The following is a 21432-nucleotide window of genomic DNA, read 5'->3' as shown; positions in this document are numbered from 1 at the left end:
AACCCAGGGATGGCAGTGCGGCAGGGCGGCTAGGACCGCACCTCGGACTCGTCAAGCGCGCGCAGGGGCAGGGACTTCACCCCGTTGATGAAGTTCGAGACGAGCCGACGGGGAGGCGCGGCCAGCGTGTACGGGGGCAGTACGCGCAGCGCCTCCTCGTGCAGCACCCTCAGTTGAAGGCGTGCGAAATGGGCGCCCAGGCAGACGTGCGGGCCTTCGCCGAAGGAGAGGTGGGGGTTCGGGTCACGGGTGAGGTCGAGGCGGCCCGGTTCGTCGAAGACGCGCTCGTCGAAGTTGGCCGAGGCGTGGAAGATGACGACCTTGTCACCGGCCCGTATCCGCTGCCCGCCCAGCTCACCGTCCCTCGTGGCCGTACGCCGGAAGCTCAGCACCGGCGGATGCCAGCGCAGCAGCTCCTCGACGGCCCGCGCCACGAACCCGGCCTCGCGCGGGCCGCGTTCGCGCAGCCGCCGCTGCTCACCAGGGTGCTCGGCCAGCGCGAGGAAGGCGCCGGGCGCCGCGCTGCGGACGGTGTCGTTCCCGGCGACCGTCAGCAGGAAGAAGAACATCTCCAGCTCGGGCCCGGTGAGTTCGTGCGCCAGGGAGGTCATCACGTCGTCGGCCGGATGCGCGCGCTTGTACGCGGCCAGCTCCCGCGCGTACGCGAACATCTCCCGCAGCATCGCGGGCGAGCGGGGGTTGGCCGGCCTGCCGTCGGGACCGAGCACGGTCACCGCCCGCTCGGGGTCCTGGTAGCCGATGACGCGCTCGGTCCACTCCAGGAGGAGGCCCCGGTCGCCTGGCGGGACGCCCAGCAGGTCGGCGAGGTTGAGCAGCGCGAAGTCGTCCGTCACGGCGGCGACGAGATCGCACTCCCAGCCGGAGCCGTGGGCGTCGCGGACGTCAAGGGAGTCGCGGGAGTCGGGGGAACCGGAGGCGCCGGAACCGGCATCCTCGGGACTGCCCTTTGACGTGTCCCCCTGCGCGAGCGCGGCCGTCAGGAGCGAGCGTGCCCTCGCCCGTACGTCGGCCTCGAACCGTTCCACGCGCCTCGGTGTGAAGGCGCGGCTCACCAGGGTGCGCAGCCGCCCGTGCTGGGGCGGGTCCTGGTTGAGCATCATCCGCCGGATGAACGGCAGGTCCTCCGGGTCCGGATCGCGGATCTGCGTGGCACCGAGCGACGAGGAGTACGCGTCGGCCGAGCGCAGCACGCGCACGGTGTCGGCGTGCCGCGTCACGGCCCAGAATCCGGGCCCCTCGGGCCAGCCGAGCACCTCGTACTCCTCCTGCCAGGCCACCGGCAGCCCGTCGCGCAGGGCGCGGAAGGTGCGGTGGGGGATGCCGGAGGCGTAGCGGCGCGGGTCGAAGACGTCGCACGAGGCGAGGTCGTCCGGGCCGACGGCCCCGCCGGGCTCGACGGGCTCCTCGACGGGCTCGACGGTCCCGTGAGGCGCCGCAGGCGCGGCTGGCGCGGCTGGCGCGGCTGGCGCGGCTGGCGCAACGGACGCGGCAGACCCGGCAGACGCGGCGGCAGACGCCGTCCTGGCGGCCGGAGCGGGGCACCCTGACAAGGCCCCGGACTCTTCAGGCGCCCCGGCATCCCCGGGGCCCGCGGAAGCAGCCTCGTTCACCGCGACGCCCTTCCCCCACCCTCCACACCGGCCCCGCCCGTCTCATCGTCAGCCCGGAGGAAGTCCTCGATCGCGCGGACGAGTTCGAGCGGGGTCTCGTCCACGGGGTAGTGCCCGGCGGAGGGCAGCTCGACCAGTTCGGCCGCGCGGTACCAGCGCAGCCACGTCGCCCGCATCACCTCGGCCGAGAGCGCCGGATCGTGCCCGCCCACCACCAGGCGCACCGGCAGGGAGGCGCCCTCCACGTCCTCGTGGAAGTCCTCCAGCGCCCAGGAGTCCAGCCATGCCCGGAACGCCGTGGGATCGCTGCGTTCGAGGGAGACGCGGACCATGTTGTCCAGCCACGTGTCCGGATGCCGCCCGCCCGTGGTGAAGTCGATGATGGCGCGCCGGTTCTCGGGCCGCTCGGCCGCCCCGGCGAACAGTTCCCACTGCTCGCCCTCCATGGGCACCCCGCCCGCCGGCACCGGGGTCACTCCGACCAGCCGCCGCACGCGCTCCGGCGCGGCCACCAGGACGCGCTGCGCGACCGCGGCGCCCATCGAGTGGCCGACGAGCGAGAACCGCTCCCAGCCGAGCCGGTCGGCGAGGGCGAGCACGTCACCGGCGGCCTCAGTCGTGGTGTACGCGCCGGGCACGTCGCGCGCCTCCCCGTAGCCGCGCAGGTCGGGGAAGGCGTAGCGGAAACGCTGCCCGTCCAGCGAGGGCAGCACCCCCGCGTAGGCGCTGCGGTCGGCGAACCAGCCGTGCACGGCGATCACACGGTGCGGCCCCTCCCCCGTCAGCGTGTGCGGCAGTACGACGGCAGAGCTTCCTTCGACGGCACCCATGACGCGACCTCCACCCGTGCACAGCCCACACCGGGCCCCGTACCCGCGTACACCCGCGTGCCCGTGTACCGCGTACCCGCCCGGCACGTGGGGCACCGTCGCCCCACGCGCGCTCCACAGTGCCGACGACCGGGTGCCCCGGCAAGACCGCGCGCCGCGCGCCCCGGGGGCTACGGGATCACGGGGCACGGGAACACGGGAACGCGGGCCCGCCCCGTCGTCCTGCCTACCGGTCGGCGAAGTCCACGGTCACCGGCGCGTGGTCGCTCCAGCGCAGATCGTGGCTGGGCGCCCGCTCGACGACCGCCTTGACGGCGCGCGCGGCCAGGCCGGGCGTGGCCACCGCGTAGTCGATGCGCCAGCCCGTGTCGTTGTCGAAGGCCCGGCCACGGTACGACCACCACGAGTAGGGCCCCTCGACGCCCGGGTGAAGCGCGCGGACGACGTCCGCGTAGCCACCGTCCGAGGCGTCGAAGACCCGCGACAGCCAGTCCCGCTCCTCGGGGAGGAAGCCGGAGGACTTGCGGTTGGCGCGCCAGTTCTTGAGGTCGGCCTCCTGGTGCGCGATGTTCCAGTCGCCGCACACCAGCACCTCACGCCCCTCGGCGGCCGAGCGCTCACGCAGGTCCTTGAGGTACGGGAGGAAGGCCACCATGAAGCGCTCCTTCTCGTCCTGCCGCTCGGTGCCCACCTCGCCCGAGGGCAGGTAGAGGCTGGCGACGGTCAGCCCGGGGAGGTCGGCCTCTACGTAGCGGCCCGATTCCTCGAACTCCGCCGTACCGAAGCCCACCCGTACCCGCTCAGGCGCGCGCCGCGTCAGCAGCGCGACGCCCGCGCGGCCCTTGGCGGAGGAGGGGGCGTAGACGGTGTGCCAGCCCTCGGGCTCGCGTACCTCGTCGGCGAGCTGGTGGCCCTCGGCCCGCACCTCCTGGAGGCAGATCACATCGGCCTCCGTGTCCGCCAGCCACTCGACATAGCCCTTGCGGGCAGCGGCCCGCAGGCCGTTCACGTTGACCGTTGTCACCTTGAGCAAGACACGCTCCTCGCAGCCGCGCGGGAAGTCGCGGACGTCACGTTCGCCGTCATCACCTTGAGCATTTCTGCAACCTTACGATGCGGGCATGCAGATCCTTCCCGTGCGCTTCGACCACCCGGATGCGCGCAAACTCAACGATGTCGTGCAACTGGAGTACGCGGAGCGCTACGGCGATGAGGGCGATGTCACACCCCTGGAGCCGGAGATGTTCGACCCGCCGCGAGGGGTTTATCTCGTGGCCTACGACGAAGAGGGCCACCCTGTCGCGACCGGCGGCTGGCGCGCGCAGGACCTCAACGACGAGGGGTACTCGGACGGCGACGCCGAGATAAAGCGCATGTTCGTCATCCGCGAGGTCCGCGGCCAGGGCCTCGCCCGCCGCATACTCGCCGCCCTGGAGGACGACGCCCGCGCGGCGGGACGCACACGCATGGTGCTGGAGACCGGCACGGAGCAGCCCGAGGCGATATCCCTCTACACCTCCTCCGGCTACGAGCCGACGAAGAAGTTCGGGCACTACCGCTTCGAGGCCAAGAGCCGCTGCTACGCCAAACCGCTCTGACCGGGGCTCCCCGGGAGCGCGGGACGCACGGGCTGCATCGGGTGCGCAGGAGGCACGGGGCCCCTGGGGCGGCGGTTTCCTCGGCGCCAGGGCCCCTGGGGCGGCGGTTTCCCCGGGGAGGACGGGGTTGCCAGGGGAAACGGGTTGTCGGAGGCACCGGGGCTCCCCGGAGGGACAAAGGCTGCCAGTACACCAGGGCTGCTCCCCGTAGAGGCGGGGTTGCCCGCAGGGACGGGTTGCCAGAGCACCAGGACTCCCCGGAGGGACGGGGTTTCCCCTAGGGACGCGGTTCCCCGGAGGAACAGGAATCCCCGGAGGAACAGGGCTCCACGGGGGAACGGGGCTCCCCGGGCAGACGGGATTGCCAGAGCACCGGGGCCGTGAGGGCTACCGGGGGTTGTCCGGCGCACCGGTGTGATGAGGGGCGCCAGGGCCAGCCGGGGCACCGGGGCTGTCGGGGCCACCCGGAACACCGGGGACGCCGGGTGCGTCGGCCGGGCGGTCCGGGTTCGCGCCGCCCGCCGCCCCCGTACCGCCCCAGCCGGCCGGAATGGGTCCGTCGGGCCCCCAGTCCTCCTCGGTCATGCCCTCACCCGCGCCTGACGGGTCCGCGATACCGGCCACGGCGCGCGCCAGCTCGCCCGCCTCCGCGATCCCCCACTCCTCCACGGAGACCGCGCGTATCCCGGGCGCCCCACCGGCCAGCCGCTCGCTCAGGGCACGCCCAGGCGGCATCTCGACGCAGCAGTCGACGCCCTCGGCGGCCATCGCCGCGACAGACTCGTCCCAGCGCGGCGGTCCCACCGCACACCGCGCCATGTCGTCGAAGACGGCGTTGGCGTCCTCGCGCAGTACGCGCCCGTAGAAGCCGCTCAGGTAGGGCACGGTCTGCGGACGGCGCCTGACGGTGGCCAGATGCTGGGCGAGCCGGATCGGGAGGATGCCGCCGGGCTCCTCACCGCGTTCGAGGAGTTCGCCGCGCAGCCGTACGGCCCTGAGCGCCTCCTCGAAGGTGAGCACCCCGCACGTCACCCCGGCCGCGAACGCGCCGACGCCGTGTCCGACGACGAGACCGGGCGGCACACCCTCGTCCTCCGCCATGGCCCGCGCCCCCGCCACACCGGCGATCAGCAGCGCGAGGTGGAGCGCGACGGGCGACTTCTCCAGCGCCTCGGCCGTGTCCAGCTCGGCGATGCCCCCGGAGAGGTCCAGTACGGGACCGTCCCCGGAACCGGAACCTCCACCCGCGCCCGGCCCCCTCCCCGCCCCCGGGCCTGCGCCCGCGTTCCGCAGGGCCAGGTCGGCCTCGGCAAGGACGGTCGCGGACGCGGTGGTGTCCGGCAGACGGTGCAGCATGCCGCGGCGCTGGGAGCCGTGACCGGGGAAGAGGAACGCGATGCTCATGGAGCTACCCTCACCCGCACCGAGCCGACGGCGCCAGTGCGGCGCCCCTCCCCCGCTCCTGCTCGCCCCGCCTCAGCCCCGCTCCTGCCCCCGGCGCCCCTGGCCTCGCTGCGGCTGCGCCTGCGGTTGTGGCTGGATCTGGGGCTGGGTCTGCGCCTACCGCTGCCGCAGGTGCAGCCACAGCCGCAGGCCGGTCACCAGCTCGACGATGCCCAGCGCGAGCAGCCAGACCCCTGTGACCACGGTCAAGGCCGTGACCGAGGGGAACGGGGCCACGATCAGCACGACGCCTCCCAGCACGCTCACCGCGCCCAGGAACATCTGCCAGCCCCGCGCGGGCGCCTGCGCGTCCCCCGCCGCGCCCGCGAGCTGTGTGATGCCGCGCAGGACCCAGCTCACCCCGATCCACAGCGCGAGCAGCAGCACCGACTGGAGTTCTCCCCGGAAGCAGAAGAGCCCCGCCAGCACCGAGACCGCGCCGCTGACCACCCCGATCACGCGGGTAGCCGTCGTCAGCCGCGTACCGAAGGCGGAGACCACCTGCACGACCCCGCTGACCACCAGATACGCGCCGAAGACGACCCCCGCGACCACGACCGTGACCCCTGGCCACACCAGCGCCAGCACTCCGAGGGCGCACGCGACGATCCCGGCGACGACGAGCGCGTGCGCGCTCTTGCCCGCCGCCATCCGTACGAGTGGCGAGTCGGGGAGCCCGCCAACGGCGTCACCGCCCGTCTCACGGGTCTCGCGGGCGCCACGGGAGTACGGGGGATCCGCGTGCGAACGGCCCGGCTGCCGGGACTCCGAGGACCCCGGAGACTCCGGGCGGCGCTGACCACCACCAGGGGGTGCAAACTGAGACATAACACCATTCTCGCCCCACTCCCGGTGCTGCCGCTCGCGCCCCGCCCACGACGCGTGGGCATAGTGGGCCCATGGACGAGAACATGCTGTTCCTGGACCTCACCGACCACGGCGCCGACGAAGCACACGGGACACTCGACGCGCTGCGACAGGCCCACTCCGACGGTGACATCAGGCTGCACGAGGCCACGCTCATCTCCCGGGCCGAGGACGGCACCCTCGACATCCCCGAGACCGTCGACCACACCCACGCCACAGGCTTCGCCGTCGGCGGCCTGGTGGGCGGTCTCGTCGGGCTGCTGGGCGGGCCGGTCGGAGCCATGATCGGCTTCAGCGCCGGGGGCCTCATCGGCGGTGGTCGCGACGCGCGCAGGGCGACCGAGACGAACGCGGCGCTGGAGACCCTGGCCGACGCCGTACCGCCCGGCCGCACAGTGCTCGCCGCCGAGGTCTCCGAGCACTCGCCGGACGCCGTCGACCGCGTGCTGGGCCCCGACGTCGTCCGCTACCCGTCGGCCACCTTCCGCGAGCACCTGGAGGCGGCCCTGTCCGGCGACGGCCACGGCTGAGCCGTCGGCCCCCGGTGCGGCTCTCCGGGCCGGGCCTCCACGGCGGAGAAACATCGCGCACCACGCCTGCCGGAACCGGACCACTTGACACGGACGTGGGACGCGTCGAAAAGGATGTGAGTCTCCCCGGGGAGCGCGACTAGGGTCTGGGGGATGCGACACGCGCGGTGGGAGCCGGTGACGGCGGACAACTACGAAGCCGTCATCGAGCTGGAAGTCAGGGAGGAGCAGCGCGACTTCGTCGCCCCGAACGTGCGCTCCCTCGCCGACGCGTGGGCCCATCCCGCAGCCCGCCCCCTGGTACTGCTGGCCGAGGAGGAATTCGCGGGCTTCGCGCTGCTGGCGCCCGTCGCGTCACAGCCGCGGACCATCGCCCTGATCCGCTTCATGATCGACCGCCGCTTCCAGCACCGGGGCCTCGGCCGCGCGGGCATCACGGCCCTCATCGAAGCGGCCAGGGCCGACGGTTACACCACGATGCGCCTCAGCGTCGTCCCCTCCAACCACGCGGCCCGCGCCCTCTACGCCACCTCGGGCTTCCGGGAAACCGGCGCCTACGAAGACGGCGAAATCGTCCTCCAGCGCCCCCTCGCCCTCCCCGCCTCCGCCACCTCCCGGACGGCCCCTGAACGCGCCAAAGCCCCTGCCGAATCCCTCCGGCAGGGGCCCTGACATGCGTGGGGCCGGGGGCTGACCCCACATCATTCCGCCGCGGGTCGCGGCGGCCGATGCCCTCGCTCTTCGACGGCGAGAACACCGGAGTTCAGTGCGGCAGGCCCGTCGGGTCCGACGGAAATACGTGGTCACGAATTTCCCGTACGACCGAACCGAACCTGCGAAAAGGAGCGTTAACCGCTCCCTTGCTCTGCACCCAGATAACCACGCTCACCCGGGCCAATTCCACTTCTCGGGGCCTCTGTTACACATCCATGACGCCCCGAGTGTATTCATGGCATAACTCTTTCCGGCACCTTCGAATTCAACGAAAAGGCACCGGGGCACGTCTTTGTGAGACGCCACCAAAAAGTGACGCCCGAAGAAAACAATTCCACCGGTCAGCTCCTGCCGACCGCCCCTCCAGAAATCCCCTCACCCCCGTGCCACCACCCCGTGGGCTCCCCGGGCCGACGATCGGCCGGCCCGCCCACGGGCCCTGACACAGCGTTCGATGCAGGGCGGCGCGAAAAAGTTCACGGCGGACGGTACGCACGTCACCGCGCCTGGGACCGCGTCCGCACAGCAAGCCGACGCCTGGCTCGCCCGGGTCCCCGCCCGCGCCACGAGGTGACGAGCGGCGAACAGGCCCCAGGGCGCGGTTGATGGAAAGCAGAGCACTGGTGGACGCGGCCGGGCCCAGCAGGTGAACGAACTCATCAAGGTCACACACGGCCGACCACCGCCACGGCTGGCGATCCTCGGCGATTTCAACGCCGAGCCGCAATACCCGGTAATCGACTCGACGCGGTCGGCCAACTTCAGCGAAGCGACCGGGATTGCCGAGGCGAGGAGAACTACGCGCCCTGCGCGCCCACTCCCCGGCAACCCTCCGTCCGAAGAAGTCCGACTACATCTGGCCCTGCGGAATCTTCACACTCACTCCGGCCACAGCCTGACGCTCACCGGTTTCCGGACCGATTGACGGCCCTACGGACACGTACCACCGAAACCCCCGGAGCAGGGGCCCAACGGATCCCGCCCCAGGGGCGCGCCCCATGACCGCCAGGAAGCCCCTCGCCTCCCGGGGGGCCAGCCCTACGCGTCCTCGCGAAGACCGTCCACGTCCGTCCTGGCATACCGCCCGAGCCTGCCCGCCCGTACGCCGCCGCGTTCGGCCGTGACCTCGAACGTGCCGAGGGGCCAACCCAGATACGCCGCGGCCTCCTTGCCCGTCATGCTGGCGGCAAGCCAGTCCTCACGCTCCCTCACCGTGGCACCGACCTCTTCCGCGGGAAGGCCGTCCAAGTCGTCCAGGGAGTACATGGGGTGCTCCTTGAAGGTCCCCACGGGCTCCAACAGGCCCCGCCCGGCCAGAGCTTGCACGTCGACGCGATCAACTTCCAGCCCGGTACGGCTCGCCAGATGCTCCGCTGCCTTGACCGAGCCGACCCCGGGGTGATCGCCCACCGTGGCGCGTATCTCCTCGACGCGGCCCGCGAGCATGTCGGCCACCGCCTCCGACCACCGCTTGCCGTCGACGTCCGGCGGCGGGACCACGCCCTTCTGCTGGCCACGCCCGATCTGCCAGTTCTCCAGCCCCAGCCTTCCGGCCAGTTGGTAGGGCCCAAAGCTGCGCCCCTTCGCGGCACCGGCCCGGCGCGGCTCCTTCGGGGCCGACCCCGTGCTCCCCGACGCGGCCTCCCCGTCGCCAAAGGCCGCGGTGATCTCTACGAGCCGGTCCGGGATCGTCTTCGCCAGCCCGAGCGACCACCGCTCGTCATCGATGTCCGGTGGCGGTATGAGCCCTCGCGCCTGGGCCCGACGTACCGTCCTGGGCTCAAGCCCCAGCCAGTCAGCAAGCTGGACAGGCCCGAAGTCCCGTTCCCTGGCCACGATTCCCTCCCGGTGATGTCCCTCATCGCGGTCGCGCAGGTGGTGCGTGAGTCCGTTCGATTCGCTGGTTTCACCCTACGTGCCGGGTCTGACACACACCGGCCGCGAAGCCAAAGGCCCCACTGCTGCCTCGCCGCCGGCCCCATACGCGCCCGCCCCTCACGGCCACACGGCAACAGAAAGAGCCCCTGCCGGATCTCTCCGACAGGGGTTCTGACGTGCTGTGGACCTGAGGGGATTTGAACCCCTGACCCTCTCGTTGCGAACGAGATGCGCTACCGGACTGCGCCACAGGCCCTTGCAACGCTCAAAACTTTAGCATCCCCATCGGGTGATGAGGAAATCCGTTCCCGCGCTGGTCATGACGGTCGCGGCAGCATCCGTCGTGAGCCCGTTCACGGCCCGGCCACGCTCCCCGCCACAGCACCGGAACCAGGATCGGGACCGGAAGGCCCCGGCCCCGTCACTCGTTGGCGGCGCGGGGCCGGTCCTCGTCCTCGTACTGGTCGAAGAGCGGAGTGCGGCCCCGTTCGCGTGGGCGCCGGGCCCGGGGGTCCGGCTCGGGCGCGGAGGCGGCGCCCCTGTCCGGGGACGACGTGGCGCCGCCGGGCGCTTCCGGCTCGCTCCGGGACGACCGACCGCCGTCCACCGTGCTGGAGCGGGCCGAGCTCCAGGTGTCCGGGGCCTCCAGGTCCACACCGCGCGTGGCACGCGGCGCGACCGGCGCGCTGACGTATGTCGGCAGGGGCACCGGGACCGGGTCCCAGCCCTCGCCCTCGCCCTGTTCGCGGTCACGCCCGCGCTGCTGGTCGACCCACTCGGCGTGGTCCGTCTGCTCGACGAGCGCACGCCGGTCGGCGGCGCCGGGCTCCTCCTCGGCCAGGGCGCCGTGCGCGGAGGCGTACTCGGCACCGGTCCCGTGGACCGCCTCGGCCTCGGCCGCGCCGCTCTGCTCATGGACCTCGGTGGCGGCGGCGCGCTGCCGCGAGCGCCGCTCGCGCAGCCGCCGCGCCGCGTCCTCCGCCCGACGCCTGTCCATGGTCACCGCGAAGCGGCGGCGCTCCTGGACGCGCAGGTGAACGATGTACATGCTCAGCAGCACGGCCGGAACTCCGGGCGCCCACAGGAACGCCAGCCCGCCGACCGCGGCGACGATGGCGCCCGCGGTGAAGGCGAGGAACAGCGCCATCGTGGTGCGCCGACGCCGGGCGAGCACCTTGGCCCGCTTGTTCTTGCTGCCCTGCGGACGCCCGTCGCGGCCGTCACGCCCGTCACGCCGGACGTCCCGGCCGCGCTGGTCGGCGCGGCCCTGCCGCGCGACGCCACGTTCCGCGTCGTCGCCCTCACCGCGCCCTCCGCGCCCCGCACCGGAGCGCCCCGCAGAGCCGGAACCGGAAGCGGAACCGGCAGCGGGGCCGGAACCGGAAGCGGGACCTGCGGCCTGACTGTCCCGTACGCGACCGCCCCGCGCCCGCTCGCCCCGTACCCGCTCGTGCTCGGCCCTGGCCGTGACACCGTCACGACCGGGCCGGTCGGCGCGTTCGGCCGCGGAGACGGCGGCACGGCGGGAACCGGAGGCGGCAGCCGCCGCGCCGGGGTCCCCGGGGGGAGCCACTATCGCGGTGGGCGCCTCGGGGAGGGAGCCGCCGATCATGGTCGTGGGGTCGGCGAAGGCCCGGACGTCGACCGCGTCCTCCGCGGCGTCCGGAGCACTCGTTTCCGCCACGTCACCGTCGGCCGGACCGGAGTCGGCGGCTTCGGCGAAGCCGGGCCGGGCGTCCGAGGCTTCCGCCTCGCGCCGCTCGGCGTCCTTCGCGTAGCGCCGTTCCATGGCCGCTTTTCCGGACAACAGCCGGATTGCGGTGCTGAAGCGTTCCGTCGGACGGGCCTCGTTCAGCTCGTCCTGTCTACGGAGCCACATCGGCACCAAATAGGCGGCCCAGGCCCCGACGATGACTGCGTAGATGAGGCCACTGCTGCTCACCCTCACACGGTAGAGGGGATCGCACGGGCCCATCTGCCAAATACGGCGGTGTGTCGCACGATCTGGCTGATCTCTCGAACTTTTTTTGTGATTACTGAGATCCGCGTCACCAAATGTGGCCAACAAATGGCCATGAGGGAGTCGTTCCGCGACACGTATCGAACGTTTATTTTATTTCCGTGGATCGCCCGGGGCTCGTGCGGTGCCAGCGGTTCAGCAGCCCCTCCGGGACTTCGTCGGCGGTCAGCGCGAACACCAAATGGTCCCGCCACCCACCGTCGATGTGGAGATAACGGGGCCTCAGACCCTCTTCCCTGAAACCCAGTTTCTCCACGACCCGGCGGCTCGGCGCGTTCTCCGGGCGGATGCACACCTCGATGCGGTGCAGCCCGACCGTACGGAAACAGTGGTCCACGGCGAGCGCGACCGCCGTCGGCATGACCCCTCGGCCGGCGACGGACCTGTCGATCCAATACCCGATATGGCCCGAGCACATCGAGCCCCAGGTGATCCCCGCGACCGTCAACTGCCCCGCGAGGCGCCCCTCGTGCTCCACCACGAACGGCAGCATCCTGCCCGCCTGGGCCTCAGCGCGCAGGTGGCGCACCATCTGACGGTACGTAGGGCGGCGCGGCGGCGCGTGGCCGGGCAGCGCGGGCGGGATAGTGGCCTCCCAGGGGCGCAGCCAGTCGCGGTTGCGCAGGTTCACCTCGCGCCAGGCACGCTGGTCGCGCAGCCGTATCGGACGGAGGGCCGTTGCCCCGTCCGTCAGCTCGACCGGCCAGGAGGCGTTCAGTTGGCTCCCCCTCTGGGATGGTCGCCACCGTGGACCTGGTCGACGGCGTGGACCAGCAGGCGGCCCAGTACGGCGAGCCCGTCGCGCACCCCGCCCGAGGAGCCGGGGAGGTTGACGATCAGGGTGCCCTCCGCGACGCCCGCTGTGCCCCTGGAAAGCGCCGCGGTCGGGACCTTGGCCAGGCCCTCGGCGCGGATCGCCTCCGGGATGCCGGGGATCTCGTAGTCGAGCACCCGGCGGGTCATCTCCGGGGTGCGGTCCGTCGGCGAGATGCCGGTGCCTCCGGTGGTGAGGACGACGTCGAAGCCGGCGGCGACGGCCGCGCGCAGCACCTCCTCGACCGGTTCGCCGTCCGGGACGACGCTCGGCCCCTCCGTCTCGAAACCCATCCCCTTGAGGCCCTCTACGAGGAGGGGGCCGCCCTTGTCCTCGTAGACGCCCGCAGCGGCGCGGTTCGACGCGGTGACGGCCAGTGCGCGGTACGGGGTACGGGGCGTGCCGGGGGCGTCGGGGCCGTCCGGACCCCGCGCACCGTGTGCCCCCTTGCCCTCGTGCGTGCCGTCCATGCCGTGCGTGCCACTCACGCTCCGGCTCCTTCCTGCGTGGGCCTCGACGACTCTTCCGGCCGCTCGTCGCGGGTCCAGTCCCCCGACTTGCCGCCGGTCTTCTCCTCGACACGTACGTCCGTGATGACGGCGGACTTGTCGACGGCCTTCACCATGTCGATGACCGTCAGAGCGGCGACCGTAACCGCCGTCAGGGCCTCCATCTCGACGCCCGTGCGGTCGGTCGTCCGTACCCGGGCCGCGATCTCCACCGCGTCGTCGGCGACCGACAGGTCGAGTTTCACCCCGGACAGGGCGAGCGGGTGGCACAGGGGGATGAGATCCGGGGTTTTCTTGGCGCCCATGATGCCCGCGATACGGGCGGTGGCCAGGGCGTCTCCCTTGGGCACACCCTCGCCCCGCAGCAGCTCGATCACACGGGGCGAGACCAGCACGCGGCCGGTCGCGTGGGCGGTGCGCGCGGTGACGTCCTTCGCGGAGACGTCGACCATGCGGGCGGCCCCGGCCTCGTCGATATGGGTGAGGTGCTGCTGCTCGGCGCTGCTCATCGTTCTCCCGGTCCGTCTCTGTGCCCAGACACGGTACCGGTCACACCTCGGCGTGGGACGTCCGAGTGCCGGGCCGACGCCGCCTACACCCGCGTACGTGGCCGCGACACGGCCGTACGGGGGTGTACGCGGCTCTACGCGGGCCTACGGGCGTCCCACGCCGCTCCCAACGCTCCAGGGGCCCTGGCCGGGCGCGTACGCCTCGGAGAACCGCTGATCCGGTGAACCGCCGACCCGGTGTCCCAGGGGCATCCGGGGCGCCCGGGGCGCCCGGATCAGTCGAGCGGGAGCACAGTCAGCTCCTCGCCCGGGGCGACCTCCGTGGTCTTCTCGGGGACGTCGATGAGCGCGTCGGCCTGGGCGAGCGCGGCGACCAGGTGTGAACTCGCGCCGCCGACGGGCGAGACGGTGCCGACGGTCTCGCCCTCGGGGGGCGGCGTGTAGCTGCCGCGCAGGAACTGGCGCTTCCCGTCGACCGAGGTGAGCGGCTTCTCGCTCTCCAGGCGGGCGCGTACGGGCGTGCGCCGGACGGGATCGCGGCCCATGAGGGTGCGGATGGCGGGGCGCACGAAGAGCTCGAAGGAGACGTACGCGCTCACCGGATTGCCCGGGAGGGCCAGGATCGGGGTGCGCTCGGAGCCGATCAGTCCGAAGCCCTGGGGTTTGCCCGGCTGCATCGCCAGGCGGCGGAACTCGACGCTCCCCTCCTCGTCGTCGATCTGGGAGAGCGCCTCCTTGACCACGTCGTACGCGCCGACGCTCACACCGCCGCTGGTCACGACGATGTCCGCGCGGATGAGCTGGTCCTCGATGGTCGAACGGAGGGTTTCGGGATCGTCGGAGACCGAACCCACGCGGTACGAGATCGCGCCCGCCGCGCGTGCGGCGGCGGTGAGCACGAAGCTGTTGGAGTCGTAGATCTGGCCGGACCCCAACTGTTCCCCTGGCTGGATCAGTTCGCTCCCCGTGGACAGCACGACCACGCGCGGGCGCGGGCGGACTTTGACCGTGCCGCGGCCGATGGCGGCGAGCAGGCCGACCTGCGGCGGCCCCAGGACCGTACCGGCGCTCAGCGCGACCGCGCCCGCCTGGACGTCGCTTCCGCGCGACCGTACGTGCGCTCCCTGGGTAGCCGCGCGGTGGACGCGGACCTCGCCCTCCGCGCCGCCCGGAGACTCGCCCCGGGGCGTCATGGAATCGGCGGGGCCGCCGCCCGTCCCTCCGTCGGTCCACTCCACGGGGACGACCGCCTCGGCCCCGGGGGGCAGCGGGGCCCCGGTCATGATGCGGGCGGCCTGGCCGGGTCCGACGGCGGGGAGGTCTCCGCTGCCCGCGGCGACGTCCCCGACGACCGTGAGCACCGCGGGGAACTCCTCGCTCGCGCCCTCGACATCGGCCGTGCGCACCGCGTAGCCGTCCATCGAGCTGTTGTCGAAGGGCGGCAGGGAGACGGGCACGGTGACGTCCTCGACGAGGACGCAGCCCTGTGCCTCCAGCAACTGGAGCTCGATGGGCTCCAGTGGGCGTACGCCGCGGAGGATGTCTTCCAGGTGCTCGTCGACCGACCAGGTCTTGCTCAATGCCCTACATCTCCTCGCTGACGTAACTGCGCAGCCAGTCCCGGAAGTCCGGTCCCAGGTCCTCACGTTCGCATGCCAGTCTGACAATGGCCCGCAGATAGTCTCCCCTGTCTCCGGTGTCGTAGCGGCGGCCACGGAAGACGACGCCGTGGACGGGGCCACCGAGGGACGGGTCGGAGGCGAGGGCCTGGAGAGCGTCGGTGAGCTGGATCTCGCCGCCGCGGCCCGGCTGCGTCTTGCGCAGGACTTCGAAGACGGCGGGGTCGAGAACGTACCGGCCGATGATCGCCAGGTTTGACGGCGCCTCGTCGGCCGAGGGCTTCTCCACGAGGTCGGAGACCTTGACGACGTCGTCCTCCCCGGTGGGCGCGGCAGCCGCGCAGCCGTACAGGTGGATGCTCGCCGGATCGACCTCCATGAGGGCGATGACGCTGCCGCCGTGCTGCTCCTGGATCTGCGTCATCCTGGCGAGCAGGGGGTCCCGGGGGTCGATGAGGTCGTCGCCGAGCAGCACGGCGAAGGGCTGGTCACCCACATGGGGGGCCGCGCAGAGGACGGCGTGTCCGAGACCGCGGGGGTCGCCCTGGCGCACGTAGTGCATCGTCGCCAGGTCACTGGATTCCTCGACGCGGGCGAGCTTCGTTCCGTCGCCCTTGTCGCGAAGAACCTGCTCAAGCTCGTAGTTGCGGTCGAAATGGTCTTCCAGGGGGCGCTTGTTCCGGCCTGTGACCATGAGGACGTCGGAGAGACCGGCTGTGACCGCCTCTTCGACCACATACTGGATCGCGGGCTTGTCGACGACCGGGAGCATCTCCTTGGGCGTGGCCTTGGTCGCGGGCAGAAAGCGGGTGCCCAGGCCCGCTGCGGGGATGACAGCCTTGCTGATCCTCGTACGTGAAGTAGTCATGTCCCGCACCATAACCACTGACTTTATGTGGAAGGTAAGTGTCCGCTGTGTTTGTTGCCTTATGTGGACACAGGAAGGATTTGGGCACAACGTGAGCGAGATTCACGCTAGTAAGCGGATGTTGCGACAGGACATCCTGGCGGTGAGATTTCGGTTGACTGCCGATGACGCGTCGGCCAGAGCGGCGTTTCTCGCGGAACGGGCACAGGAACTTCCCGAGGTGGCCGCGGCCGATACCGTCGCCGCCTACATGTCGGTCGGCCGGGAGCCCGGGACCCGCCCCCTCCTGGACGCACTGCGCGCCCGTGGCGTGCGGGTTCTGCTTCCGGTGCTGCTGCCCGACAACGACCTGGACTGGGGAGCGTACGAGGGCCCCGGCTCACTCGTACGCGCCGGGCGGGGGCTCCTGGAGCCGGGTGGAAGCAGGTTTGGCCCGGAAGCGGTCACCAAGGCGGACGTGGTGCTGCTGCCCGGGCTGGCGGTCGACGGACAGGGCATGCGGCTGGGCCGCGGGGGCGGCTCGTACGACCGCGTACTGGAGCGCCTCGACGCCCACGCCGTCCCCAGTGCGGAGGGGGCGCGGCAGCAGGAGGGCGGGCCCCTGCTGACGGTCCTGCTGTACGACGACGAGATCATCGGCCACGTCCCGGCCGAGCCCCACGACAGGGCCGTGCACGCCGCGGTGACGCCGTCGGGTGTACGTCGGTTCGACGGCTGAGGAGCGCAGGGCGGCCGGGACGCAGGACGGCTGAGCGAGGCAGGGCAGTGAAGGGGACCGGGCAAAGAAGAGGGCCGGGCCCCACAGGGGGAACCCGGCCCTCTTCACAGCCCTCTACGAGCTGACGCGGCTGTCTACGGCGTCAGCGCCATCTTGTCCTCGGTGCCCTTCTCGACTGCCTTCTCCGAGAACGCCCAGGGCAGCAGCTCGCCCTTGGCCCACTTTCCGGTCTGGTCGGTGTAGTGGGAGTTGTACGCGTGCCCCGAGGCGCCGGTGAGGTTGATCCAGCGGGACTTGTCGAGGTCACCGAGGTTGACGACCATGCGCATGGACGGCACCCAGGTCACGTCGTAACCGCCCGCCGCGTTCCAGCCGGTGGCGTTGACGGCCGCCTCGCCGCCGCCGAGGTCCCAGGGGCCGCGGTTGAGCAGCCACTGCATGTAGCCGGGGCCATTGGTGCCGATGGTCTGGTTCTTGAGCATCAGCCGGTGGAGACGGCCCCAGCTCCAGGTGTCGATGTCCTTGCCGAGCTTGGCGGTCAGCTCGTAACGCGCGTCCTTCATGGCGTGCGAGAGCAGTTCGTCGCGGTTCTTGTCCCCGGGGCGGCGCTTGGTGCCCTCGGTCTTCCACCACTCGTCGTCGGGGTTCTTGATGAGCTTCCGTACGACCTCGTACCAGCGGTCGCCGCCGTCCGGCTGCGCCGAGTCGGGCTTGCGCTCGCCGCACTCGCGCACCAGTAGCTCGTTGCCCTCCAGGTCGTCGATGGGACCGGAGTCGTCCGAGGGGCGCACGTTCAGGCAGTCGCCCTTGACCCGCAGCTCCTTGGGGAGCTTGTTTCCGAAGGCGAGCATCAGCATGTTGCGCCAGACGGCGTTGAAGTAGGCGGCCGGGGCCGAGTCGGCGTCCTGGGTGTAGTCCCAGCCCTCCAGGAGCTTCTGGGCCTCCCGGACGTACTTGTCCTTGACGTCGACCTTCAGGAGGTAGGGCACCAGCAGCTTGGCGATCTCGCTGCTGTTGTCCATCTGCATGGTCTGCATGTCGCCCATGGAGATCTTCCCGCCGTCCTCGACCTTCGACTGGATGAGGTCGTTGATCCGCTGGCTGCGGGCGCCGTAGCCCCAGTCCTCGGTCAGCAGGTACGGGTACTTCTCCTGATCGATGACGGCCTGGTTGGCGGTCACGATGTAGCCGCGGTCCGGGTTGTACTCCCAGGGCAGCGCGGACTGGGGGACGTAGCCCTTCCAGCGGTAGCGCGGGTCCCAGCCCGGCGCCGGGTAGCGGCCGTCGCCCGCGCCCCTGACGGGGATGCGGCCGGGGGCCTGGTAGCCGATGTTGCCCTTGGTGTCGGCGTAGATGAGGTTCTGCGAGGGCACCGCGAAGTCACGGGCCGCCGCGCGGAACTCCTTGAAGTCCGACGCCTTGTTCAGCTCGAAGACGGCTTCCATGGACTTGGTGGGCGACAGCGCGGTCCAGCGGAGGGAGACCGCGTAGCCGTCGCTGCGGTCGGGTGCCGCGTTGTCGACGGGCGCCTCGTCGCCGACCTTCCGCAGCTCGGAGTCACGGTCGGAGATGACCGGCCCGTTGTTGGTCTCCCGGACGGTGATCTCGCGGTTCTTCCCGCCCGCGACCTTGATGGTCTCCTTGCGGGTCTTGTACGGGACGGTCTTGCCGTCGTAGACGTACCCGCCGTCCCTGATCTTCTGGAGATACAGGTCGGTGACGTCCGCGCCCAGGTTGGTCATGCCCCAGGAGATGTCCTGGTTGTGGCCGATGACGACGCCGGGCATCCCGGAGAACGTGAACCCGGAGACGTCGTACGGGCACGAGGAACTCACGGTGCGGCAGTGCAGGCCCATCTGGTACCAGAGGGAGGGCAGTTGCGGCGCCAGGTGCGGGTCGTTCGCGAGCAGAGGCTTGCCGGTGGTCGTGTACTTGCCGGAGACCACCCAGGAGTTGGAGCCGATGCCGCTGCCGTTGGGCCCCAGGAGCGAGGGAATCTCGTCGAGCTTCTTGGAGATCCGGTCCAACTGCGTGCCCGCGTTGCTGGCGGCCTGCTGGTACCCCTGGCCCGACGCACTCTCGGAGGCCGTCTCGCCGCCCTCCGGGTCGAACTCCTTGGTCGCGGGATCGACCGAGCCGCCGTCGACGATCGGCTTGTTCCGCTCGTACGGGTACTCCGGGTAGAGATCCTCGATCTCGTCCTTGGTCAGCCTGCTGGACATCAGGGCGCGGTCGATCTCGTCGGACATGTTGCCGCGCAGGTCCCAGGCCATGGCCTTCAGCCAGGCGACGGAGTCGACGGGGCTCCACTTCGGCGGCGAGTAGTCGCCCGTGATGTCCAGGGCCGCGTACTCGACGGAGGCGGCGGATCCCTTGTGGTCCTTCAGGTAGGCGTTGACGCCGGCCGAGTAGGACTGGAGGTTCTTCTTGGTCTCGGGGGAGAGCTTCGCGTACTCCTGCTCGGCGACCTTCCGCCAGCCCAGCGTCCGCAGGAACGCGTCGGTCTCCACCTGGCCCGCGCCGAACATCTCCGAGAGCCGCCCAGACGTCATGTGGCGGCGTACGTCCATCTCCCAGAAGCGGTCCTGGGCGTGGACGTAACCCTGGGCCTGGAAGAGGTCCTTGGAGTTGTCCGCGTAGAGCTGCGGGACGCCGCTGCTGTCGCGTTTGACCGTGACGGGGTCGGAGAGGCCCTTGAGTTTGAGGGAGCCAGTCGTCTGCGGGAAGGAGTCCCGCACCGTACTGATGGTCCAGAACGTGCCGCCGCCGATGCCAGCCACGAGCAGCAACACGACTGCGATCACGATCAGGCGGGCGCGTCGCGAGGTCTTCTTGGCGGGCATCGCTGTCCTTCGAGCGGCAGGGTGGACCTTGTGCGTGAAGGCCCGGACGGATCCGTGCTGGAGCAACCATAGGACGAGCCCTCGCACGGCCGTGCAGCGAGCCACCAGCTACGAAGCTGGAACGTTCAAGCAATGGTAAATTATTAGCTACCCAAACGAACTAAGAAGATCAAAAAGGAATCGGCAAGGAAACGGCCGACCACGCCCCAGCGAAGCCAGCACGCCACAAGGCAGCGAGCCGTCGCGCGCCCCTCCTGACCGGGACGGTGGCGGAGCGGCGAGGCAGCGAGGCCAAGGCCCCGAAGAGAGGATCCGCCCCTGACTGTCGACCGTCTCAACGAACTGCTGCTCCTCAGCGCCCTGGTCCTCCTCGTCGCCGTCGTCGCCGTACGCCTCTCTTCGCGCAGCGGCCTGCCCAGCCTGCTCGTCTACCTGGGCATCGGCATCGCCATAGGGCAGGACGGCCTCGGAGTCGACTTCAGCAACACCGAACTGACGCAAGTGCTCGGCTACGCGGCCCTCGTCGTGATCCTCACCGAAGGCGGCCTCGGCACCAAGTGGCACGAGATCCGCCCGGCGGTACCCGCCGCGGCCGTACTCTCCACCCTGGGCGTCGGCGTGAGCGTGGCGGTCACCGCCTGCGCAGCCCACTACCTGGTCGGCCTCAACTGGCAGACCTCCCTGCTGATGGGCGCCGTGGTCTCCTCCACCGACGCGGCGGCGGTCTTCTCCGTGCTGCGCAGGGTGCCCCTGCCCAAGCGCCTCACGGGCGTCCTGGAGGCCGAGTCGGGCTTCAACGACGCTCCGGTCGTCATCCTCGTCGTCGCCTTCTCCACGCTCGATTTCAGCCCCGACCACTGGTACCTGCTGCTGGGCGAGATCCTGCTGGAACTGGCCATCGGCCTCCTGATCGGCCTGGCCGTCGGCAAGCTGGGCGCGCTCGGCCTGGGGCGTGTGGCCCTGCCCGCCTCCGGCCTCTACCCCATCGCCGTGATGGCCCTGTGCGTCCTGGCCTACGCCGGTGGCGCACTGGCACACGGTTCCGGCTTCCTGGCCGTCTACGTGTGCGCGCTGATCCTCGGCAACGCGAAGCTGCCGCACCGCCCCGCCGTACGGGGCTTCGCCGACGGACTGGCCTGGCTGGCACAGATCGGGCTCTTCGTGCTGCTGGGCCTGCTCGTCACCCCGCACGACCTGGGCGACGACTTCCTGCCCGCGGTCGTCATCGGACTAGCGCTGACCGTGGTCGCCCGTCCGCTTTCGGTTCTGGTCAGCATGATTCCGTTCCGCCACCCCTGGCAGGACAAAGCGCTGCTCTCCTGGGCGGGCCTGCGCGGGGCTGTGCCGATCGTCCTGGCGACCATCCCGAGAGTCGCCGAAGTGGACGACAGCGAGCGGATCTTCAACATCGTCTTCGTGCTCGTGGTCCTCTTCACCCTGGTCCAGGGCCCGACGCTGCCCTGGTTCGCGCGCAAACTGGAACTCGGCAACGGTTCCGAGGCCCTCGACGTCGACATCGAATCCGCTCCCCTGGAGCGACTGCGCGGCCACCTGCTGTCGGTCTCGATCCCCGCCGCCTCCAAGATGCACGGCGTGGAGGTCACGGAACTGCGCCTGCCCCACGGGGCCGCCGTCACCCTGGTCGTACGGGGCGGCTCCAGCTTCGTCCCCCTGCCCACGACCGTGCTGCGGCACGGGGACGAACTCCTGGTGGTGGCGACGGACGAGGTGCGGGACGCGGCGGAACGGCGCCTCCTGGCCGTCGGCCGGGGCGGCAAGCTGGCGGGCTGGCTCGGCACGGGCGGCAGCACGGGCCTACGGCGCTGAGGGACGGCGGGGACGCTCGGAAGGGCGGGGAGGGGCAGATCGGCGCGCGCGAACGTGGAGGGCAGCCCGACTGCCCCTTCCGCCCCCTCCGGGGGAGCGGTGGCCCGCGGGGCCTTCGACGCCGAGAACCGAGGCGCGGGGCGAGCCGAGCGCGAGCGGTCCTCGGGTGCGGGCGCTCCTGGAGGAAGGCGCGCGCTCCGGTCGCCGCACTCCC

The 21432-nt window shown here is 71.3% G+C and carries 18 protein-coding genes and 1 tRNA gene; 5 read left to right on the top strand and 14 right to left on the bottom strand.

The features are described from left to right. Window positions 1–29: 29 nt before the first annotated feature. The 3 genes from ACWGJ2_RS13585 to ACWGJ2_RS13575 all read right to left on the bottom strand — a co-directional run bounded on the left by ACWGJ2_RS13585 (window position 30) and on the right by ACWGJ2_RS13575 (window position 3494). Window positions 30–1340: a cytochrome P450 gene (locus tag ACWGJ2_RS13585; protein WP_453346332.1), complete on the bottom strand. Its 1311-nt coding sequence runs from the start codon at window positions 1338–1340 to the stop codon at window positions 30–32. Window positions 1341–1627: 287 nt separating this feature from the next. Continuing rightward, window positions 1628–2461: an alpha/beta fold hydrolase gene (locus ACWGJ2_RS13580; RefSeq protein ID WP_453346225.1), complete on the bottom strand. Its 834-nt coding sequence runs from the start codon at window positions 2459–2461 to the stop codon at window positions 1628–1630. A gap of 226 nt (window positions 2462–2687) precedes the next feature. Then, window positions 2688–3494: an exodeoxyribonuclease III gene (locus ACWGJ2_RS13575; protein ID WP_453346224.1), complete on the bottom strand. Its 807-nt coding sequence runs from the start codon at window positions 3492–3494 to the stop codon at window positions 2688–2690. A gap of 88 nt (window positions 3495–3582) precedes the next feature. Between ACWGJ2_RS13575 and ACWGJ2_RS13570 the strand changes: the two genes are divergently transcribed. Next, a complete protein-coding gene (locus tag ACWGJ2_RS13570) occupies window positions 3583–4059 on the top strand; it encodes a GNAT family N-acetyltransferase (RefSeq protein WP_453346223.1) in 477 nt (158 codons plus the stop codon). A 387-nt stretch (window positions 4060–4446) separates the two neighbouring features. Here ACWGJ2_RS13570 and ACWGJ2_RS13565 read toward each other — a convergent pair whose 3' ends face one another. Together ACWGJ2_RS13565 and ACWGJ2_RS13560 are read right to left on the bottom strand one after the other, a co-directional pair. Next, window positions 4447–5463 (bottom strand): ACP S-malonyltransferase, encoded by a 1017-nt coding sequence (locus tag ACWGJ2_RS13565; protein WP_453346222.1) that lies wholly within the window; start codon window positions 5461–5463, stop codon window positions 4447–4449. 156 nt (window positions 5464–5619) lie between these two features. Then, entirely contained in the window at window positions 5620–6330 is a 711-nt protein-coding gene (locus ACWGJ2_RS13560; RefSeq protein WP_453346221.1) for an HdeD family acid-resistance protein, read from the bottom strand. 71 nt (window positions 6331–6401) lie between these two features. Here ACWGJ2_RS13560 and ACWGJ2_RS13555 point away from each other — a divergent pair, with 71 nt between their 5' ends. Both ACWGJ2_RS13555 and ACWGJ2_RS13550 read left to right on the top strand, forming a co-directional pair. Next, entirely contained in the window at window positions 6402–6899 is a 498-nt protein-coding gene (locus ACWGJ2_RS13555; RefSeq protein WP_453346220.1) for a DUF1269 domain-containing protein, read from the top strand. A 153-nt stretch (window positions 6900–7052) separates the two neighbouring features. Beyond that, window positions 7053–7571, top strand: a complete 519-nt coding sequence (locus ACWGJ2_RS13550; RefSeq protein ID WP_453346219.1) for a GNAT family N-acetyltransferase — start codon at window positions 7053–7055, stop codon at window positions 7569–7571. Between the two features lie 1080 nt (window positions 7572–8651). Here ACWGJ2_RS13550 and ACWGJ2_RS13545 read toward each other — a convergent pair. The 8 genes from ACWGJ2_RS13545 to galU all read right to left on the bottom strand — a co-directional run bounded on the left by ACWGJ2_RS13545 (window position 8652) and on the right by galU (window position 15830). Beyond that, window positions 8652–9449 (bottom strand): hypothetical protein, encoded by a 798-nt coding sequence (locus ACWGJ2_RS13545; RefSeq protein ID WP_453346218.1) that lies wholly within the window; start codon window positions 9447–9449, stop codon window positions 8652–8654. 224 nt (window positions 9450–9673) lie between these two features. Next, a tRNA-Ala gene (locus ACWGJ2_RS13540) sits at window positions 9674–9747 on the bottom strand. Window positions 9748–9912: 165 nt separating this feature from the next. Continuing rightward, window positions 9913–11433: a divisome protein SepX/GlpR gene (gene sepX, locus ACWGJ2_RS13535; protein ID WP_453346217.1), complete on the bottom strand. Its 1521-nt coding sequence runs from the start codon at window positions 11431–11433 to the stop codon at window positions 9913–9915. 166 nt (window positions 11434–11599) lie between these two features. Next, window positions 11600–12229, bottom strand: a complete 630-nt coding sequence (locus ACWGJ2_RS13530) for a GNAT family N-acetyltransferase (RefSeq protein ID WP_453346331.1) — start codon at window positions 12227–12229, stop codon at window positions 11600–11602. Next, a complete protein-coding gene (locus ACWGJ2_RS13525; RefSeq protein ID WP_453346330.1) occupies window positions 12226–12795 on the bottom strand; it encodes a MogA/MoaB family molybdenum cofactor biosynthesis protein in 570 nt (189 codons plus the stop codon). Before ACWGJ2_RS13525 ends, ACWGJ2_RS13530 begins: the two co-directional genes overlap by 4 nt. 14 nt (window positions 12796–12809) lie before the next feature. After that, window positions 12810–13343, bottom strand: a complete 534-nt coding sequence (gene moaC / locus ACWGJ2_RS13520) for a cyclic pyranopterin monophosphate synthase MoaC (RefSeq protein WP_453346216.1) — start codon at window positions 13341–13343, stop codon at window positions 12810–12812. A gap of 275 nt (window positions 13344–13618) precedes the next feature. Then, window positions 13619–14923, bottom strand: a complete 1305-nt coding sequence (gene glp / locus ACWGJ2_RS13515) for a molybdotransferase-like divisome protein Glp (RefSeq protein ID WP_453346215.1) — start codon at window positions 14921–14923, stop codon at window positions 13619–13621. 4 nt (window positions 14924–14927) lie between these two features. Then, on the bottom strand, window positions 14928–15830 hold the full coding sequence (galU, locus tag ACWGJ2_RS13510; protein ID WP_453346214.1) for a UTP--glucose-1-phosphate uridylyltransferase GalU: 903 nt from the start codon (window positions 15828–15830) through the stop codon (window positions 14928–14930). Between the two features lie 61 nt (window positions 15831–15891). Here galU and ACWGJ2_RS13505 point away from each other — a divergent pair, with 61 nt between their 5' ends. Beyond that, window positions 15892–16548 carry a 5-formyltetrahydrofolate cyclo-ligase gene (locus tag ACWGJ2_RS13505; RefSeq protein ID WP_453346213.1) on the top strand — a complete coding sequence of 219 codons (657 nt, stop codon included), beginning with the start codon at window positions 15892–15894 and terminating at the stop codon, window positions 16546–16548. A gap of 134 nt (window positions 16549–16682) precedes the next feature. Here the strand turns inward: ACWGJ2_RS13505 and ACWGJ2_RS13500 are convergent, their stop codons facing one another. Next, a complete protein-coding gene (locus ACWGJ2_RS13500; protein WP_453346212.1) occupies window positions 16683–19391 on the bottom strand; it encodes a penicillin acylase family protein in 2709 nt (902 codons plus the stop codon). 318 nt (window positions 19392–19709) lie between these two features. Here ACWGJ2_RS13500 and ACWGJ2_RS13495 point away from each other — a divergent pair, with 318 nt between their 5' ends. Then, the gene (locus ACWGJ2_RS13495) at window positions 19710–21218 is read left to right on the top strand and encodes a potassium/proton antiporter (protein WP_453346329.1); all 1509 of its coding nucleotides are present in this window, start codon (window positions 19710–19712) and stop codon (window positions 21216–21218) included. The last annotated feature ends 214 nt before the right edge of the window (window positions 21219–21432 follow it).

It is taken from the genome of Streptomyces sp. NPDC054796 (assembly GCF_053611545.1).
Note: the sequence above shows the minus strand (reverse complement) of the source record. Positions and strands in the feature narration are given on the sequence as shown.

Coding starts and splice junctions, on each gene's coding strand:
- ACWGJ2_RS13550 (WP_453346219.1), top strand. CDS start 7,053: ATGCGACACGCGCGGTGGGAGCCGGTGACGGCGGACAACTACGAAGCC.
- ACWGJ2_RS13505 (WP_453346213.1), top strand. CDS start 15,892: ATGTGGACACAGGAAGGATTTGGGCACAACGTGAGCGAGATTCACGCT.
- ACWGJ2_RS13560 (WP_453346221.1), bottom strand. CDS start 6,330: ATGTCTCAGTTTGCACCCCCTGGTGGTGGTCAGCGCCGCCCGGAGTCT.
- ACWGJ2_RS13565 (WP_453346222.1), bottom strand. CDS start 5,463: ATGAGCATCGCGTTCCTCTTCCCCGGTCACGGCTCCCAGCGCCGCGGC.
- ACWGJ2_RS13525 (WP_453346330.1), bottom strand. CDS start 12,795: ATGGACGGCACGCACGAGGGCAAGGGGGCACACGGTGCGCGGGGTCCG.
- ACWGJ2_RS13555 (WP_453346220.1), top strand. CDS start 6,402: ATGGACGAGAACATGCTGTTCCTGGACCTCACCGACCACGGCGCCGAC.
- galU (WP_453346214.1), bottom strand. CDS start 15,830: ATGACTACTTCACGTACGAGGATCAGCAAGGCTGTCATCCCCGCAGCG.
- ACWGJ2_RS13570 (WP_453346223.1), top strand. CDS start 3,583: ATGCAGATCCTTCCCGTGCGCTTCGACCACCCGGATGCGCGCAAACTC.
- moaC (WP_453346216.1), bottom strand. CDS start 13,343: ATGAGCAGCGCCGAGCAGCAGCACCTCACCCATATCGACGAGGCCGGG.
- ACWGJ2_RS13580 (WP_453346225.1), bottom strand. CDS start 2,461: ATGGGTGCCGTCGAAGGAAGCTCTGCCGTCGTACTGCCGCACACGCTG.
- ACWGJ2_RS13500 (WP_453346212.1), bottom strand. CDS start 19,391: ATGCCCGCCAAGAAGACCTCGCGACGCGCCCGCCTGATCGTGATCGCA.